This window comes from Stenotrophomonas sp. Br8 (assembly GCF_014763005.1).
GTDB lineage: Bacteria > Pseudomonadota > Gammaproteobacteria > Xanthomonadales > Xanthomonadaceae > Stenotrophomonas > Stenotrophomonas lactitubi.
The window spans coordinates 93463-111316 of record NZ_JACGTN010000007.1 but is presented as its reverse complement, the minus strand read 5'-3'; the positions used below and the strand labels follow the sequence as shown (position 1 = coordinate 111316).

Sequence of the window (17854 nt, the reverse complement as noted above, 5' to 3'; positions counted from 1 at the left end):
TGGCGCAGGGGCGTCGCGCCCATTGATGTTTCAGCAGTACGGAAGAACCCATGTTCCGCAAGAAGGATGCAGGCAACAGCCCCAAGGTCGAGCAGTCGGTCGCCAAGGCGGTCAGCTACGAGATCACCGTGGCCGACATGGCCCGGCGCAGCGAGCGTCGTGCCTGGTGGGTCGCCACCGGTTCGTTGCTGATGTCGCTGGCGCTGGCCGGTGGCTACTACTACATGCTGCCACTGAAGGAGAAAGTGCCTTTCCTGGTGATGGCTGATGCCTATACGGGCAATGCAACGGTCGCCCGCCTTAGTGGCACCTTCCGTGGCGAGACGATCACGGCCAATGAAGCCATCAACCGCAGCAACGTCGCCCAGTATGTGATGGCGCGCGAGTCGTATGACTCAGCCGTGATGGGGCTGCGCGACTGGGAACTGGTATTCGTCATGTCGACGGATCCTGTGTCGCAGACCATGCGCGCCCGTTACGCGGGCAATAATCCGCAGAATCCCTTCGTGATGTATGGCCGCGAGAAGGCGATCCGGGTAAAGATCCTCAGCATCACCCCATTGGGTGCGGAACCGAATGGCAGCTTCCGCGGCGCGTCGGTGCGCATCCAGCGCAGCCTGCTGGACAAGCGTTCGGGAGTTAGCAACTTCCTGGACAACCAACTGGTGACAATGCGCTTCGAGTACAACCAGAACCTCGCGCTGTCCGAGCAGGATCGTGTGCTCAATCCGCTGGCCTTCCAAGTCACCGAGTACCGCGTAGACAACGATTACGCGCGTGGTGTGCCCGTTCCGGACGACAATGCGATCCAGGCGCAGGCCCAGCAGGCCGCGCAGCAGGCGCAGGGCATCTATGACCCCAACAACCCTGCCGCAGCCACCATGATCGATCCGGCAACCGGGCAACCCGTGGCAGCACCGGTTGGTGGCCAGGTGCCACCGATGCAGGGGCAGCCTATCCAGGGCCAGCCGGTGCAGGGACAACAGATGCCAGGGCAGGCCATGCCTGGTCAGCCGGTCATGAGGCCGGTACCGAACAATTCCACCGGAAATGCTGATGGAGCAAGCAACCGATGAGTAGTCGAAAAGTCAGGGGAAGCGCATTGGCGCTGCTGTCGTTGCTGTCGCTGGTGTTCTCCACCGCGGCGATGGCACAGGCGGTGGACCATTACGAGTACGAGAAGGATCGCATCTATCCGGTACGCACCGGTTTGGGCCTGACCACCCAAATCGAACTGAGTCCGAATGAGAAGATCCTCGACTACAGCACCGGTTTCAGCAACGGCTGGGAGCTGACCCGTCGCGAGAACGTGTTCTATATCAAGCCGAAGAACGTTGACGTCGACACCAACATGATGGTGCGCACCGAGACCCATTCGTACATCTTCGAATTGAAGGTGGTGGCGACCGACTGGCGCCAGCTTGAGCAGGCACGTCGTGCTGGCGTGCAGTACAAGATTGCCTTCACCTATCCGAGCGATACCGAATTTGGTTTGGCGCAGGAAGCGGTCGAGGAAGAGGCGCAGCCGCTGCTGAGCACCGAACTGGCCAAGGATCGCCAGTACAACTTCAACTACTCCTATTCGACCAGCAAGGCGAAGAAGATGGGCTGGCTGATTCCGGTCAATGCCTATGACGATGGTCGTTTCACCTACCTGAAACTGCCCAATTCGCCTGAGTACAAGACGGGCATCTTCCCAGCCGTGTTCGGTCGCGAGAAAGAGTACGGCGAGGACTTCGTGGTGAATACCACCGTCGAAGGGAATACTTTGATCGTCCACGGGACCTACCCGTACCTGGTCATCCGCCACGGCGACTACGTCGTTGGTCTGCGAAGGAACGTGAAGAAATGAGCCAGCAGAACACTCCTGGAAACGATCCGAACAACGGGCGAGAGGATCCGGGCCCGTACGGTAACGGGCCGGACCAGAGCCCACAGGCTCCGTCCAATCCCTATTTCGGTAACACCCAAACTGAGGCCGCACCGGACCTGGATGCGGGTGCGCCGCAGTTGCGCTCGGCCGAAGAGCAGCGGCTCAACCGCAAGGCGTTGCTGTTCCTTGGCGGCATCGTGGTGCTCCTGGTGGCGATGGGCCTGCTGGTTTTCCGCAACAGCAAGGGCGATAGCGATGCACCAGCCAAACTGCCTGACACCGCCCGCGTTGCCACGCCGCAGCTGCCGAGCGTAGAGCAGGCTCCGTCGGTGCCCACGGGCCCGGCCGAGCCCATTCCCATGCTGCCGCAGTTGCCGGAGGATTCGGGGCAGACCGGTCGCTCGGTTTATCAGTTGCCCGATCGTGATCGCGAGCGTGAGCCGGAGCGTGGTCCGAGCCTGCTCGATCGTCGTATCGGTGCTGGAAGCGGAGTGGGGGCGGGCGATGGGGCAGATGGTGCGCAGAGCCCCGCCGACCAGTACAGCAAGGCAATGATTGCCGCGATGCAGGCAGGCAATCCGCAGCCGGTCGCCACGAAAACTCGCCGTGGTCCGGATGTGGAGGACATCTCCAATGCCAGCTTCATCCACAGTCCCGATGCACTGCTGGTACGCGGTACCTATCTACGCTGCGTGCTGGAAACCCGCATCATCACCGATCTGGCTGGCTACACTTCGTGCCTTCTGACCGAACCTGTCTATTCGATCAATGGCCGTACGCTGCTGCTGCCGAAGGGCTCGAAGATTTACGGCGCTTATGGTGGTGGTCCAGTGGGCAAGCGCGTTGAGGTGATCTGGGATCGCATCACCACGCCCAATGGCATCGACGTGGCCATGTCCAGTCCCGGTGTTGATGGCCTTGGCGGTGCCGGGCATCCAGGTCAATACAGCGCGCATTGGGGCAGTCGTATCGCCCAGGCGTTGATGATCAGCCTGATCGCGGATGCCTTCAAATACGCTGCGGCCGAGCATGGCCCGGAGACCACCACCATCACCAATAGCGGCATGGCGGTGCAGTCGCCCTATGAAAGTGCCACGGCACGTTCAATGGAGCGTTTGGCCAACGATGCCATGAGCCAGCGCCGTCCGCCGACGGTCACCATCAACCAGGGCACGGTCGTGAACGTCTACGTCGCAAAGGACGTTGACTTCAGCGATGTGCTTCGCACCCGCCGGTAACCTGCAGAACGACCATGGACGCCGAAGTGTCACCCATTGCCCTCGTCTCCAGTGATTTCCTGCGCTATCAGTACGAAGTGCTGGGCATCGCGGAGTACATGACTTCACCCGAAGTGACGGAAATCTGCATCAACCGTCCGGGCGAACTGTACCTGGAGACGCGGGCAGGGTGGCAGCACGTGCATGTGCCAGGCCTGACGTTCGAACGCGCACGACAGTTCTGTACCGCGGTGGTCAACGAAAGCAACACCGGCCAGCGCATCACCGATGCGGATCCGGTGGTGTCGTTGACCTTCCCGACCGGGCAGCGTGCGCAGTTCGTGATCCCGCCTGCCTGCGATGCGGGCAAAGTGTCGATCACGATCCGACTGCCTTCCAAGCACACCAAGTCGCTTACCCAGTATCACGAGGATGGTTTCTTCAACCAGATCCTTGAGCAGGATGGCAGCCTGAGTGAGCAGGACCGCGAGTTGCTTGAGTTGCGACAGCAGCGTGAGTACGCCGAATTTTTCCGGCGCGCGGTGATGTACCGCAAAAATATCGTTGTGTCCGGCGCCACCGGCAGCGGCAAGACCACCTTCATGAAGGCGCTGGTCAACCATATTCCGGACAGCGAGCGCTTGGTCACCATCGAAGACGCGCGCGAACTGTTTCTGACCCAGCCCAACGTCGTGCATCTGCTGTATTCCAAGGGTGGGCAAAGCGCCAGCAACGTGACGGCCAAGAGCTGCATGGAAGCCTGCCTGCGTATGAAGCCCGAGCGCATCATCCTCGCCGAGCTGCGTGGTGATGAGGCTTTCTACTTCATCCGTAATTGCGCCTCGGGCCATCCCGGCTCGATCACCAGCTGTCATGCGGGCAGTCCCGAGCAGACCTGGGACCAGCTGGCGCTGATGGTGAAAGCGTCGACCGAGGGCTCTGGTCTTGAATTCAACGTCATCAAGCGTCTGTTGATGATGACCATCGATATCGTCGTGCATATCAAGGCGCACGCGGGCTCGCGCTATATCACCGGTATCGACTTCAATCCTGGGCGCGCCCAGGGGCAGGAGGGCTGAACGATGTTGCCAGGACTTGAAATGATGGCGTGCCCGGAAATGGCCGTCTCGATGGACGTGATGCAGCACGTCATCAATGTGGAATCCTCGAGCAACCCCTACGCCATCGGCGTGGTTGGTGGTGCACTGGCGCGCCAGCCCAAGGCGCTGGACGAGGCGCTCGCCACTGTGCGCATGCTGGAGGAGAAGGGTTACAACTTCTCCATCGGCCTTGCCCAGGTCAACCGCTACAACCTGGCCAAATATGGCTTGGACTCCTATGAAAAAGCGTTTCAGCAGTGCCCGAATCTGCAGGCGGGCTCGCGCATTCTTGCCGAGTGCTACAAGCGCTCCGGCAAGGATTGGGGCAAGTCGTTCAGCTGCTACTACTCGGGCAATTTCGAGACCGGTTTCCGTCACGGCTATGTGCAGAAGGTTTATGACTCGATTCGTCGTGGGCAGCAGGTTGCGTCCAATGGCGTGGCGCCCATCGACGTCGTAGCCCGCGGAGAGCGCCGTACCGTCAAGGTCGAACATCATCCGCAGCTCGCCTCCCCGGCGCAGGCGCGGATCGTCGCCCAGGCCAATGGTCCGGTCTATGTGCCGTCCAACGACCCTGCGCGTGCCTATACCGTTTATCCGTCTACCAGCGCTATGGCGCGCGGGAGCCTGGTCAATCTTGCCGATCAGGCATTGTCGCGGGTCGTGCTGGGCTCAGTCGACCGGATGATGCAGCCGCAGGCGCAGCCGGAGAGCGGCTACCCGCAGCAGCAGGGCTATCCGCAGCAGGCTGCTGCAGGGCGGGCGGGTCAGCCGCCGATGATGCCGCAGCAGCTGCCAGGCGCGACGGCAGGCGGCGGCGAAAGCCCAGTGATGCTGCAGCCCTGGGGGCAGCAGGGCGCCTCGGCACCTCCAGGCAACATGTATAACGCGCCGGCGCAGTCCATGCCGGCGCAACAGATTCCCGCAGGGGATGCGGCCTTCGTGTTCTGACGAAGTCGTGGTACGGCCAGTCCCCCGGCTGGTCGATTCAGTTGTGTTAGTCCATCAACAAGGAAATCAATCCATGAAGCGTATCAATATCGACCTCGTCCAGGCCCAGCGCACGCTGAAGACCCTGCTGATGGCTACCCTCTTCGTGGGCGCCGTGTTCGCCCCGCAGGTGTTTGCCGGCGGCGCCACCGACTTCGGTGGTACCGACAAGAAAGTCTGTGGCTTCTTCAACAACATCAATGGGCTGTTGAACATCGCCTCGATCGCTGTGGTGACCATCGCGGTCATCTTCGCCGGCTACCAGATTGCTTTCGCGCACAAGCGCATTGCCGATGTTGCCCCGATCCTGATCGGTGGCGTGCTGATCGGCGCCGCCGGTCAGATCGCCCGCATGCTGCTGGGTGACGGCAGCGATGGCAAGTGTGGTGGTGGTGGCACGACTGGCGGCGGCATGGCACTGCACATCCAGAACGCCATCCTCTACTACAGTGCATAAGAACGTTCTGTTCCGGGGTTGCACGCGCCCAGCGATGTTCCTGGGCGTTCCCTACCTGCCCTTCTTCATGGTGGCAGGTGGGTTGTTGCTGCTCAGCATGTACACGAACTTCTGGTTCCTGCTGACCATTCCGGTTGCCATCTTCATCATGCGGCAGATGGCCAGGCGTGACGAGATGATCTTCCGTCTGTTGGGCCTGCGCCTGATGTTCAAGCTGAGGGTCCGCAACGTCCAGGAACACGATGGCATGTGGGTGTTCAACCCGAATCAGTACCGCAACAAGCCGGCCCGAATGGATTGAGGGCCGGAACGGCCGCGGCGGGAAGCAGTTGCCCGCCGCAGCCACTCCGAATTTTTGTCGGCAGTACCCCATTGGAAGCAGTCGCATGTTCAGCCCAGATACCTCCATCAGCGAATTTGTTCCCCTGTCATCGCATGTAGCCCCGAACGTGGTGAAGACCACGGGCGGCGACTACCTGCTGACCTGGCATCTGGAAGGGCTGCCGTTCGTCGGTCGCGAGGAATGGGAGCTGGAGCATCGCCACAACACTTTCAATCGTCTGCTGCAGACGCTGCGCGCGCCGGATTTCGTCAATGTCGCCTTCTGGGTGCATGACATCCGCCGTCGCCGCACGCTCAAGGGCAAGAGCCAATTCAAACAGCGCTTCAACCAGGATGTGTCCGATCAGTACATGGGCATGTTGTCCTCGCAGCGCATCATGCAGAACGAGCTTTACCTGACGATGATCTATCGTCCGGTGGTGGCCGGTAAGCGCTTCGTGGAAAAGTCCGCGAATGTGGACAGGCTGCGCGCCGAGCAGGAGCAGGCGGTCGAAAAATTGATGGAGCTGGCTGGCAACGTCGAGGCGGTCATCCGCGACTATGCGCCTTACCGCCTGGGCATGTACGAGGCCAAGAATGGCGTGGTGTTCTCTGAGACGCTGGAGCTGTTCGGTTACCTGATCAACCGCATCGATGAGCCGGTACCGGTGCTGTCGGCGCCTGTGAAGGACTATCTGCCAGTCAGCCGGCATATGTTCTCGGCCAAGACCGGCGATTTTGTGATCAACACGCCCAACGGTGCCAATCACTTCGGCGCAATCCTCAATATCAAGGAATACGCCGAGGGGACCTACCCCGGCATCCTGAACGGCCTGAAGTACCTGGATTACGAGTACGTCATTACCCATTCTTTCAGCCCGATGGGGCGCCAAGATGCACTGAAGGTGCTGGACCGTACCAAGGGCATGATGATCTCCTCCGGCGACAAGGCCGTCAGCCAGATCGTCGAGCTCGATCAGGCGATGGATCAGTTGTCCTCTGGCAACTTCGTGCTGGGCGAGTACCACTTCATCATGGCGGTCTACGGCGACAGTCAGGCAAAGCTGTCGCAGAACGTGGCAACGACCCGCGCTGAACTGTCCAATGCCGGCTTCGTCTCCACCAAGGAAGACCTTGCGGTCACCTCGTCGTTCTACTCTCAGATCCCGGCCAACTGGCGCTTCCGTACGCGAATTGCCAATGTCAGCTCCCTGAATTTCCTCGGCTTGTCGCCGCTGCACAATTTCGCCACCGGCAAGCAGCACAACAACCCCTGGGGAGACTGCGTCACTACGCTGCAGACGACCAACGGCCAGCCGTACTACTTCAACTTCCATGCCACCCACCCGTCGGAAAACTCGCTGGGTGAAAAGGCGATCGCCAACACCATGGTGATCGGCAAGTCCGGTACCGGTAAGACCGCCCTGATCAACTTCCTGCTCAGCCAGGTGCAGAAGTACGAACCGTCGCCCACGATCTTCTTCTTCGACAAGGACCGCGGTGCGGAGATTTTCGTGCGCGCCTGCGGCGGCAACTATCTGGCGCTGGAGAACGGTGCGCCAACCGGCTTCAACCCGTTCCAGTGTGAGAACAACGAAGGCAATGTGCAGTTTCTGGCAGACCTGATCAAGGTGCTGGCAGGCAAGCGTGAGTACAGCTCCCGCGAAGAGGAGGATATCTATCGCGCGGTCGAGAGCATGCTCGACACGCCAATGCACCTGCGCAGCATGACCAATTTCCAGAAGAGCCTGCCCAACATGGGTGACGACGGCTTGTACGCGCGCATGCGCCGCTGGACCTCGGGCAATTCGCTGGGCTGGGTGTTCGATAACCCGGTGGATACCGTGGACCTGAGCAAGGCCAACATCATCGGTTTCGATTACACCGACATCATCGACAACCCCGAAGTGCGTGTGCCGGTCATCAACTACCTGCTGCACCGCCTGGAGTCGCTGATCGACGGTCGCCCGCTGATCTATGTGATGGACGAATTCTGGAAGATCCTGGACGGCGAGGGTGGCCTGAAGGAATTCGCCAAGAACAAGCAGAAGACCATCCGTAAGCAGAATGGCCTGGGCATCTTCGCGACGCAGAGCCCGGAAGACGCGCTGAAGAGCGACATCTCGGCGGCACTGATCGAACAGACCGCAACGCTGATTCTGCTGCCCAATCCCAATGCCAGCAAGAGCGACTACATGGAAGGCCTGAAGCTGACCGAGGCCGAGTTCAAGGTGGTCACCGCCTTGGATGAGCGCTCGCGCTGTTTCCTGGTCAAGCAGGGTCACGCTTCCAGCGTATGTCAGCTCAACCTGCGCGGTATGGATGACATTCTGTCGGTGATCTCGGCGTCCACCGACAACATCGACATCATGCACCGCGTATTGCAGACAGCTGCGGTACGCGCACGGGTGACGGTGGATGAATTGACGCCGGAACAGTGGCTTGAAGATTTCTACAAGAATCGAAAGGGCTCGGGCAAGGCTGCCCGCTCGGACGCCGCGTGATTGCGGTAGCAGGGAATTCGAAGATGACTGTTTCGAACACGGAGATTGAAATGAATAACCCGAAGAAGGCTCGTGGTACTGGCCGCGGTCCGCGCCGCTCGCGTCTTGGTGCATTTGTCCTTTCTGGTGCACTGCTGGTCAGCGCACAAAATGCCAACGCAGGCATGCCGGTGATCGACTACACCTCGATCTTGCAGGATTTATACACTTGGCTGGATCAGATTAATGAATACGCCAAAGAAAAGACACGCTGGGATGAAGTCAAACAGCAGATTGATGACGCGCGCTCGCTGTTCAGTGCTATGAGTTTTATGATGAACATGCCGAAGGCGCAGGAGCTGAAGCGTGTGAAGGACAATTATCTGGTGGCAGAGACGTGTGGCCAGGACGCGACGGGACTTAGCCTGACCAATCTTGTCGATGCGGTGGGCTTCAAGCCGACCGCAGATATCAAACAGCAGCAGAAGCAGATCTGCGTGAACATCCGCATGATGCAGAACCGGAAGTTCAATGATTCGATCGATTTCATGACGACTACGTCCGAAGAAATTGAGAAGGCCATGTACGCGAACTTCATGGCGCGCAGGCAGAGCAACCAGAGCGGCAACGTGCAGGCGGCCGACAGTGATGCCAAGCGCCTGGGTAATCAGATTCAGGCACTGTCCCAACAATGGGTGGGGCGCATGCAGGCGTACGACGCCTACATCGCAGTGATGGAAACCAATCAGAACGTGGTCGCTCAGGCCGCACTGAAGGGAGATCCTACGAAGAAGCTTGCGAGCGATCTGGTGCGCACGGCTGCGCTCAAGACCGCCTTGAGCATTGATTGATCGCAGCTGGACCTATGAAGCACCGGCCGGGCAGGGTGTCCGGTCGGAGGCAAGTGGAATCGCCAAAGGATTGTGGAAATGAACATCGCGCTGATTGCCAGCTTTGACTTCTCGGGAGGCCTGCACGAGTTGCTTGGATATGCCGTACGCATCCAATCAATCGGCGACTTCATGTTCTTCCGGCTGATCCTGGAGTTCCTCCAGGACCGTATCAATGACTTTGGCATCAAGCTGCTGGGCAACATGATGAAGTGGGTTGGCTTCATGGCTCTCACCCTCATGACGCTGTGGGTGCTGATCCAGGGATTCCGCATCGTCACAGGGCGCAGCCGAGATTCAATGATGGTGCTGGTTACCAATATGGCGCGTGCCGCGCTGATCGTCAGCGTGGCCACTACCATGGCGATGTTCGGTCAGAACGTGCAGGACTTCCTCAACAAGGATGTGAAGGGGCTGATCTCCCACGTGGTGACCGGTAAGGACGACCCGCCGGAAAAGCAGATCGACCAATCCCTTGCCTGGATGCAGGTCGCCCTGTCCAGCATCGACGCGATCCAGGTGCTGAAGGACGAAAGCCTGCAGGGTCAGAAAACCCAGGCGCAGATCTTCATCGGATTGGGTACCGGTGGTCCAGCGATTACCGCGGGCGCGATGTTGCTGCTGTACCAGATCGCGATGGCACTGTTCATCGGCTTGGGACCACTGTTCATTCTTTGCCTACTGTTCGAGCAGACCAAGCAGTTGTTCCAGCGATGGTTGTTCTACGGAATCGGAACGATGTTCTCGATGGCGGTTCTGGCAGCGATGGTGTCGATCGCGCTGGACATGGTCATCCGCGTTGCAGGTTCGTTCTGGGCGACAGCGTTGGTGGACAAGTATCTGCTTGACGGCGCACTGGCCGACGGCATGACCAGCCAGGCCATGCAACAGGGCGGTATGGGGCTGATTCTCACCACCTTGATCCTGACTGCGCCCCCAATGGCCGCGATGTTCTTCCAGGGCACACTGGGTACCTTCATGGCATATTCGCAGATAGGCGGCGGTGCCGCCGGTGCGCCGAGTTCGGATGGTAGACCGGCGGGTACCTATACGCCGTCGGCTCCGTCTAAGGGTGAGGCGGACAGTGGATCTCGAGATGCTAACGCTAATCTCGGTATGGGGAGGGTTGTCACTCCCCAGCAAACTGGCCCTAGCAAGCAGGACAGTGGCCTCCGTGGAGCCTACTCCGGCGGGCAGTGATCAAGGTTGTAGGCATAGGAATATGGAGTCGAGCAGCATGCAAGCATTGGTCAAGTTCACACTCACTCTTGCTGTCTTCTTTGCCGGCGGATCTGTTGCCTTTGCAGAAGGGGGCTGTCCAGCTGGGCAGTACCCGATCGGTGGGCAAGGTGTTCAGGGCTGCGCGCCGATACCAAGTGCTGGGAGCGGCGGAGGCGATTTGCGCCCGAATGGCCGCTGGACCAAGACGTGGGGCGCAATTTCAATTTCGCCTTCGACTCTTGATGTGGGAACTTCGGTAGGACAAAAATCCAAGGCCGCAGCATTTGCGGAAGCGAAAGCGCGATGCTCCACATACGGCGCGAAAGACTGCGGCGAGAATTTTTCATACAAGAATCAGTGTGTCGCTGCTGCCGCTCCTGCAGGGGGAAGAAGGGGGGGGGTGTATTATTCGACCGCAGCGACCAAAGAGCTTGCCGTTGAGCGAGCGACACAAGCCTGTAAACAAGGTGGTGGCGCAAGCGACGCGTGTGCAGTGTCTTACTCTGATTGTACTGAGCCAACATTTCATAGCTATTGAGCTGGCTGCTAAGTCCCAATTCGTATCTTCCGGCGTATTCGGCGAGAGTGTTGGCAAGATCGCGCTTCGCCGAGCAGTGCGCGCAGACCGGTCACTTCTCAGGAAGCCGGCCTCCGCGGCCTTAATTTGCTTGACGATGAAAATTGTATGAAGAAGATGAAGGCACTCCTTACTCTCTCTCTTCTCGCTTTGTCCTGTGCAGCCTACGCAGAGGGAGGGTGTCCGGCTGGGCAGTATCCAGTTGGAGGGCAGGGTGTTCAAGGCTGCGCCCCGATTCCGGGAGGAGGTGGTGGTGGTGATCTGCAACCGAACGGTCGTTGGATTAAGACCTGGGGAGCGATCTACCAGTCTGACGCTACGGGTGCCATGGGGGCATCTGTTGGGAAGCGAACCAAAGCAGAAGCAGAGAAGGAAGCAAAGGATCGCTGTACTACCTACGGCGCTAGCGACTGTACGGCTTTGATCGCCTATAAGAATCAGTGTGTTGCATATGCATATCCGAAAAAGAGCAGCGCGGGGGGGCGAGTTTCTGCCGTGAGGGGGCCAACAAAGGAAGTTGCTTCGACTGAAGTGCTAAAGCTCTGCGCAGCTCGTAACGAAAACCAGTGTGAAGTTCTGTACAGCGATTGCACGGAGCCACTTTTTCACTCTTATTGAGAAGTATGCCTTGGTAAGGGTAGGTTGATGGTTTTCGATGCGTCGCCAGGCTGTAGGGATGGTCGGATGGAGGTGATTGTGCCTCCCCCTTTGTCGTCAATATTTCGGATTATTGTTTCCCTGAATAAGCGAGCCTCAAAGCTGTCGATGATCCTCAGCGCGCTTGCCCGAACTTCTCTCGAGCATCTTGCAGAATCAATTGGTCGGTCTTGGTTGGTTTGCAGTCAGTATGGGTCGCTCCTCCGAATGCTGGATTCTGCATCTAGATGATCAAGATCAATGACCTGTCTTGTCGGTCTGATGGGTGAGGGTCACATGAAGGCGAAGGCACTATTTACCTTGTTTCTTCTCGGTGCCTCGCATGCTGCCTTTGCTGAAGGTGGCTGTCCTGCTGGTCAATATCCCATCGGTGGACAGGGTGTGCAGGGCTGCGCGCCGATTCCGAATGCTGGAAGCGGCGGTGGTGATTTGCGCCCTAATGGGCGATGGATCAAGACTTGGGGGGCAATTTCCATGTCGGACGCTACAGGCAGCATGGGCGCGTCGGTTGGAAAACGCTCCAAGTCAGAGGCGGAGAAGGAGGCGCGGGGTCGCTGCGCAACATACGGCGCCACTGACTGCTCGACAGCTATTACATACAAGAACCAGTGTGTTGCTTACGCGGATCCAGAAAAGGGAAGCAATGGCCGCATTTCCATATCTGCTGGGCCTTCAAAGGAAGTTGCTTCCGCTGAAGTATTGAAGTATTGCGCTTCCAGAGGCGGCGGGGCGTGTGTAATTCGTTATACCGACTGCACCGAACCCCTTTTCAAGTCATTCTGATTCACGTCGAGCGGAACGCGCCTGCGCCATCGTATCTGCGCGAAAAATGAAGTGCATTCTTGCCTGCGAGAGGGATGTCTTCGGTCGCAGATAATTTGAGTGGTGTGTCCTGCTAGACGCTGGTTGATGAATTTTTTCGTCGACACATGGGCCACGCATCAGTGTGATTCGTAGGAAAAATCCGATACGTTGCTGATGCAACGCACGGTATCGTAGTGGCTTGGACAAGTTGCGGGCTTGCGCTGCGCTTGTCGGAGCGGTCGTAAGTCTCCATGCCATTCGAAGGAACGAATCATGCAGAATCCCTTTCGTGTAGTGATGCTGGTCGGCGCTCTGGCGCTGGCTTCGTCAGCACACGCCGCCGACAGCTGGGTCATTTACGCCGGTGGCGACATGCCCAACCGTGAAGCGTGGGTAGTCGATGCACAAACGCTCAGCAGCCGCGCGGACCTGGTCGGTTTTCTGCAGCGTGCCACGCCGGAAGAGCAGAACGCGTACTTGAAGCAATTGCGCCGCAAGAAACCGCCGAAGCCTGGTGAGCCCCTCGCTGGCCCGGATCCGGTGTACGAGATCCAGGTCAATACGGTTTACGAGAACGCGATCAAGCCGAATCGGCTGATCAGGAAGTACTCGGTGAACTGTGCGCGTAACACCGTGGCTATGAAGATGAGTCTGGTGCAATGGCGCGACCGTGCGATCGAGGATGTCCCACCGGAGAGATTCGATCCGACCAGCGAGGCAGTCGAGCCTTGGCAGGTGCAACTGGTGCGTTTTGCCTGCCTCGTCGGGCCTGACCCCAAGGCGAAAGTGCCGGCGGAAATGATGAAGCGCGGCTTCCTGCCCATCGGTGACGTCGGCCAGTCACCTGCGAATTTCATATGGGGCAATCTGTGGAAGGATGGCACGCGCCCAGCGTTCACCTATCGGCCGACCGACGCCGAAATGGACCGGGCTGAGCGCAGTCTGGAAGCGAATCTGGCGCGTGGCCAGAAGGAGACCAGCCGCGTTCTGGATGAGTCGCTTCGCGCAGCCAACCGCGTGGGCCGCAACAATCTGATGGACATGTGGATCGGCAAGACCGAGCAGGAGTTCGTGCGGACATGGGGCACGCCGGACCGTGTGGAGAATGGGACCGATGGTTCGCGCACCTTGTACCTGCATCGTGGCGAACGCGTTCAGGGGTTGAACGTATACGGGCATGTCGTCAGTGACGTGAACAACCGCTGCGATATCACGGTGCTGACGATGGACGGCTACGTCCGTGACTACGCCACTCAAGGGGCCACGTGCGCGCAGCAGTTGCGCTGATCGTGGCTACAGGCCAAGCCGCCGGGAATCCGGGAAGCCATGAAGCGAATCCACCAAGCTATCTTGTCGTGCCTGCTGCTGGTTGCGGGCTCGCTGCCTTCTACTGCAATGGCTGAAGGCAATTGCCCACAGGGCATGTATCCCATCGGTGGCCAGGGTGTGCAGGGTTGCGCGCCCATCCCCGTGAGCAGCACAGGCTCGCCGTACAGCAATCGCCCCAGCTGGGCGCAGACCGTGCGCGGCGTGGCGATGGATGCCCGCGGCGACACGTTCATCAGCAACTCGATGCGTTCGCGGGGCAAGGCCAAGCGCGCGTCCATGAAGGAGTGCAGGGAATTCGGCAAGGGTGAATGCACGTTGGCGACCCTGTTCCAGGCGCAGTGCGTGGCGGTCGCACACGCAGGGCTGGGTACTGAAACCACTAGCGTCGTCGCAGCCATGTCCGAACAGGGTGCGGTCATTGTCGCGATGCAGCAATGCAGCGCGAAGGCTGCATGGCGGCAGATGCCACAGGATCAATGCAGGATCGCCAACACGGCCTGCACCGCGGATCTGTTCATCAGGTAGGGCACCATTCACGTTAAGCCCAGTTTTTATGTGATCAATTCCGCTTTTCGCTTCTCCCGACCTTCGACGCGGCAAAGCTCCTCGCGGTAAGCTCCCCGCGCGTCATAAAAATGACGCGCCAGTGCCACCGAACGCAGGAGCTTTTCCGTCCAATGAGGACTCTGTCCGCCCGTCCGACGGGTGACGCTTGCCACTATCGCGGCCACGCCGTGCGCGGGGCTATGATCCGCATCTGTGCAGGCGCGGGCGAGCCGGGACACCGCGTTCCGACCGGCCAGGGAGGCGGGCATCGGCAAGACGACATTGAAGGAGTGGGAGGGGATGGAAGACAGGTTTGGCGCACACATGGACGATGCCCTGGCATTTGTTCCATCCGGTGCGAACCTGCTCGAAGCCGTCAGGGGCGAGCTCAACGGCGATGGCATCGAGTACCAGTTGCTGGTCATCGACCAGCCGACGCCGGAAGGGCTGGTGCCCGGCCAGCACGGACCGAACCGGGTGCTGCTGTTGCTGCGCGGTGACGGGCGCGGGCGCTGGCAGCTGGCCGCGCGCAACGACAAGCTTGTGCCGTGTTCTACCCGCGGTGGCCTGGCCGGTGACCCTTTTGCGTATGCAATGGTTGAGGAAGACACCTTCAGCGTGATCACCAACGGCGGCAGCCGCGAGCGCTGGAGCAGCACGTACCGGTTCCGCTATGCATCGGCGGACAAGTCCTGCTGGGTGGATGGGGTGAGACGCAAGGTCGTGGATATCGAGACCGAAGCGACCAACATCCGGGACTTCTCGGTGGCGGAACTGGGCAGGGTGCGGTTCGAGGACTTCGACCCGTCCAGTGTCGCCGAGGTGTCGCTTCCATGAGCCAAGCTCCAACCGGCGGAAAGGAATCCGCGCTGATGAACATCCAGGAGTTGCACTGTGTCGACCGATAGAGAGTCGCAACTGCTGCGGCAGGCGACCAACGCCGGCATCGACTCCCCCCTTGAACTGGCCAATTTCATGGCTCAGGCAGGGCACGAGTCGCGCGGCTTGAGCCGGCTCAACGAGAGCTTCAACTACACCCGGGGCATCTCGCAGATCCCGGTGGAAGCGGCGTGGCGCAATGGCACCGAGGCGCTGGAGTCCGCGCGCCAGGAAGCCCTGCGAGGGCGTCCGGATGACCTGGCCGAGCTGATGTATGGCGGCCGGATGGGCAACGATGCGCCTGGTGATGCGCTGAAGTACCACGGGCGCGGTTATCTGCCGCTGACCGGCAAGGAAAGCTACCAGCGCGCCGGCACTGCGCTGGACCTGGACCTGGTCAATCAACCCGAGCTGGCGTCGCAGCCGGAACATGCAGGACGCATCGCCGTGTGGCAATGGCAGAACCGTGTGCCGGAGCAGGCGCGCGAGGACGTGCGCGAGGCGACCTACGCCATCAACGGCGCCGTCAACGGGGTGGAGGATCGGCTCAAGCGTTTCGAGGCGTGGCAGCAGAAGCTGACCCCTGACGTGATGGACCGGCTTGCCCGCGGCGAAGTGGGTGAGCGCGCACAGCTGCCTGAGCGCCCGCGCGATATGTCCGATCCGGCCCATGCCGGCAACCGGCTGTTCACCGACGCTCGCGGCCATCTACAGCAGATGGGGCCGCAGAGCGGCCTGCGCAGCCAGCAGGAGCTGGACAATACGGCCGGCGCCCTGGCGCTGAGCGCGCAGAAGGCCGGCATGAGTCGCATCGACCACGTGGTGGCCGGTACCGATGGCAGGGCACTGTTTGCGGTGCAGGGCGCCATGGGGGACCCGGCGATGCAGCGCTCGATGGTGGAGCGTGAGGCCGCCGCCCAGCTGCCGTTGGAGCAGAGCAGCCAGCAGTTGGCGGCCGAAGCCTCTTCCCGCCAGGAACAGGCCGCTTCGGTTACCCGCGAGCAGGAGCAGAACCGCCCGCGATCGCTGTAATCTGGGCACCGCCTGCAGGTCGGAGACCGGCGGGCCCATCGCACGACACCGAGCACCCTCGGGTGCCTACATGGATCTCTTTGTAAGGACACAACATGCGAAACACTTTCCTGCGTTCCAACGTGGCCCAGCGTGGTCGCGCTTCGGCACTGTTGCTCTTGCCGCTGGGACTGGCTGCCGCCATGGCCCACGCACAACAGGCACCGGACGCTCCGGCGGCTCCCGCCGTCGAGGAGGCTGTGCCGGCACCGATCGTGGCCGCAGCGGACGCGCAGACGCCCGCTGTCACTGCAACGGATGCTGTTCCTGCACCGGCTCCCGTCGCAGCGCCCGAGCTGATGCCGGCCGTGGTTGCTGCACCTTCGCCGTCCATGCCGCCCGCACCTGCACCGCAGGCGGAACCGGCGACGGGTGTCGCTCCGGAAGCCGTCGCCGCCGAACCTGCCGCGCCAGCACCGGCAGTACCAGCGGCCGACGTTGCTTCCACCAATGCTGCGCCTGTCGCAACAGCCCCTGTCGCAGCCCCGCCGGCTCCCACGCAGGTGCCGGCCCCCGTTGCCGCCGCTGCACAGGTGCCCGGCACCGCACTGGCCATGGCACCCGTCCCACCGCCAGCCCAAGTTGCACCACCCATCATCCCGCTGGCACCGGACCAGGCCGCCGAGCGCCAGCTCGGTGCGCGCTGCCCGGTCGATCTGGCCGGGCGCCTGGCACCGCAGGGCGATCTGATGATCGGTGCCTGCCAGGGCACGCTGCCGCCGCATCTGGCGGCGCTGCTGGTGGCATTGCCTGAGCAGGACATCCACCTGCCGCGCAGCTGGCGCGAGCGTGAGGTGCGCCAGAAGGCATGGTTCAAGGCTGTGGCTGGCATGGGTCAGCGCCCGGACTTCATCGCCCGCCTGGGCGACATCTGGGTGCGCTCGTTTGAAGGTGCGGATGCGTCGACGACCACCTACCTGGTCTCGGCGCCGTTCGACTGTGCCGATGGCGCGCTGTCAAACGAGAACACTGCAGATCCGGTCCGGCTCGCAGCCGGCAATTGCGGGCAGGCCTACGTCCGCCAGCGCGTTTACCTGGTTGGCAGCGACGGCGTGCCGCAGGACATCACTGCGAAGGTAATGCCGGCGGCACCGTCGATCGCCGAGGCCGATCGTGCCCGTCACCGCGCCGGCGAAGGCAAGGTCAGCCTCGACCACAGCAAGTTGCAGTACGGGCCGGCCATGCGCTGGTTCGTGCAGTACCCGGAATCGCCGCAGAAGACCGGTCCGCACAGCTTCAGCGACTGGAACCGTGAGCACCTGGCCTTCGTGGTCTGGAACGGCACCCGCTTCGAGTTGCGCGATACCGTGACGCGCGCTCAGTGGCCGTGCGATCCCGTAGCGCCGGGTGACAAGGCCTGTGGCGGTTTCCCGGACTCCGGCCCGGATGCGTACGTGCTGGCAGGGCCAACGGCGAACTCGGCGGTTTCCAGCCCCTGA

18 protein-coding genes are annotated in these 17854 nt (G+C 60.8%); all 18 read left to right on the top strand.

The annotated features are described in order from the left end of the window. Nucleotides 1-50: 50 nt before the first annotated feature. The 18 genes from H3005_RS07075 (at nucleotide 51) to H3005_RS20910 (ending at nucleotide 17854) form a co-directional block, all read left to right on the top strand. Nucleotides 51-1076: a type IV secretion system protein gene (locus H3005_RS07075; RefSeq protein ID WP_100552888.1), complete on the top strand. Its 1026-nt coding sequence runs from the start codon at nucleotides 51-53 to the stop codon at nucleotides 1074-1076. Next, nucleotides 1073-1852: a TrbG/VirB9 family P-type conjugative transfer protein gene (locus H3005_RS07070; RefSeq protein ID WP_100552887.1), complete on the top strand. Its 780-nt coding sequence runs from the start codon at nucleotides 1073-1075 to the stop codon at nucleotides 1850-1852. The genes H3005_RS07075 and H3005_RS07070 overlap by 4 nt, the downstream gene beginning before the upstream one ends. Continuing rightward, the gene (locus H3005_RS07065; RefSeq protein WP_100552886.1) at nucleotides 1849-3111 is read left to right on the top strand and encodes a TrbI/VirB10 family protein; all 1263 of its coding nucleotides are present in this window, start codon (nucleotides 1849-1851) and stop codon (nucleotides 3109-3111) included. Before H3005_RS07070 ends, H3005_RS07065 begins: the two co-directional genes overlap by 4 nt. A 14-nt stretch (nucleotides 3112-3125) precedes the next feature. After that, the gene (gene virB11, locus H3005_RS07060) at nucleotides 3126-4169 is read left to right on the top strand and encodes a P-type DNA transfer ATPase VirB11 (protein ID WP_100552885.1); all 1044 of its coding nucleotides are present in this window, start codon (nucleotides 3126-3128) and stop codon (nucleotides 4167-4169) included. Between the two features lie 3 nt (nucleotides 4170-4172). Continuing rightward, entirely contained in the window at nucleotides 4173-5141 is a 969-nt protein-coding gene (locus H3005_RS07055; RefSeq protein ID WP_100552884.1) for a lytic transglycosylase domain-containing protein, read from the top strand. 73 nt (nucleotides 5142-5214) lie between these two features. Then, nucleotides 5215-5637 carry a TrbC/VirB2 family protein gene (locus H3005_RS07050; protein WP_100552883.1) on the top strand — a complete coding sequence of 141 codons (423 nt, stop codon included), beginning with the start codon at nucleotides 5215-5217 and terminating at the stop codon, nucleotides 5635-5637. Then, nucleotides 5630-5938 (top strand): VirB3 family type IV secretion system protein, encoded by a 309-nt coding sequence (locus H3005_RS07045; protein ID WP_100552882.1) that lies wholly within the window; start codon nucleotides 5630-5632, stop codon nucleotides 5936-5938. Before H3005_RS07050 ends, H3005_RS07045 begins: the two co-directional genes overlap by 8 nt. An 85-nt stretch (nucleotides 5939-6023) precedes the next feature. Next, entirely contained in the window at nucleotides 6024-8462 is a 2439-nt protein-coding gene (locus H3005_RS07040) for a VirB4 family type IV secretion/conjugal transfer ATPase (RefSeq protein ID WP_100552881.1), read from the top strand. Between the two features lie 23 nt (nucleotides 8463-8485). Beyond that, nucleotides 8486-9292 carry a hypothetical protein gene (locus tag H3005_RS07035; protein ID WP_133120084.1) on the top strand — a complete coding sequence of 269 codons (807 nt, stop codon included), beginning with the start codon at nucleotides 8486-8488 and terminating at the stop codon, nucleotides 9290-9292. Between the two features lie 78 nt (nucleotides 9293-9370). After that, nucleotides 9371-10531 (top strand): type IV secretion system protein, encoded by a 1161-nt coding sequence (locus tag H3005_RS07030; protein WP_100552879.1) that lies wholly within the window; start codon nucleotides 9371-9373, stop codon nucleotides 10529-10531. Further along, entirely contained in the window at nucleotides 10428-11090 is a 663-nt protein-coding gene (locus H3005_RS07025; RefSeq protein ID WP_331273747.1) for a DUF4189 domain-containing protein, read from the top strand. Before H3005_RS07030 ends, H3005_RS07025 begins: the two co-directional genes overlap by 104 nt. A gap of 147 nt (nucleotides 11091-11237) precedes the next feature. Beyond that, entirely contained in the window at nucleotides 11238-11747 is a 510-nt protein-coding gene (locus H3005_RS07020) for a DUF4189 domain-containing protein (protein WP_331273746.1), read from the top strand. Nucleotides 11748-12026: 279 nt separating this feature from the next. Further along, the gene (locus H3005_RS07015; RefSeq protein ID WP_223880111.1) at nucleotides 12027-12569 is read left to right on the top strand and encodes a DUF4189 domain-containing protein; all 543 of its coding nucleotides are present in this window, start codon (nucleotides 12027-12029) and stop codon (nucleotides 12567-12569) included. A gap of 294 nt (nucleotides 12570-12863) precedes the next feature. Then, nucleotides 12864-13877 carry a hypothetical protein gene (locus tag H3005_RS07010; RefSeq protein WP_100552877.1) on the top strand — a complete coding sequence of 338 codons (1014 nt, stop codon included), beginning with the start codon at nucleotides 12864-12866 and terminating at the stop codon, nucleotides 13875-13877. A 39-nt stretch (nucleotides 13878-13916) separates the two neighbouring features. Continuing rightward, nucleotides 13917-14444: a DUF4189 domain-containing protein gene (locus H3005_RS07005; protein WP_100552876.1), complete on the top strand. Its 528-nt coding sequence runs from the start codon at nucleotides 13917-13919 to the stop codon at nucleotides 14442-14444. Between the two features lie 321 nt (nucleotides 14445-14765). Then, nucleotides 14766-15302, top strand: coding sequence for a hypothetical protein (locus H3005_RS07000; protein ID WP_100552875.1), 537 nt, complete (start codon nucleotides 14766-14768; stop codon nucleotides 15300-15302). A 57-nt stretch (nucleotides 15303-15359) separates the two neighbouring features. After that, nucleotides 15360-16376: an XVIPCD domain-containing protein gene (locus H3005_RS06995; RefSeq protein WP_100552874.1), complete on the top strand. Its 1017-nt coding sequence runs from the start codon at nucleotides 15360-15362 to the stop codon at nucleotides 16374-16376. Between the two features lie 95 nt (nucleotides 16377-16471). Further along, on the top strand, nucleotides 16472-17854 hold the full coding sequence (locus tag H3005_RS20910; RefSeq protein ID WP_223880110.1) for a hypothetical protein: 1383 nt from the start codon (nucleotides 16472-16474) through the stop codon (nucleotides 17852-17854).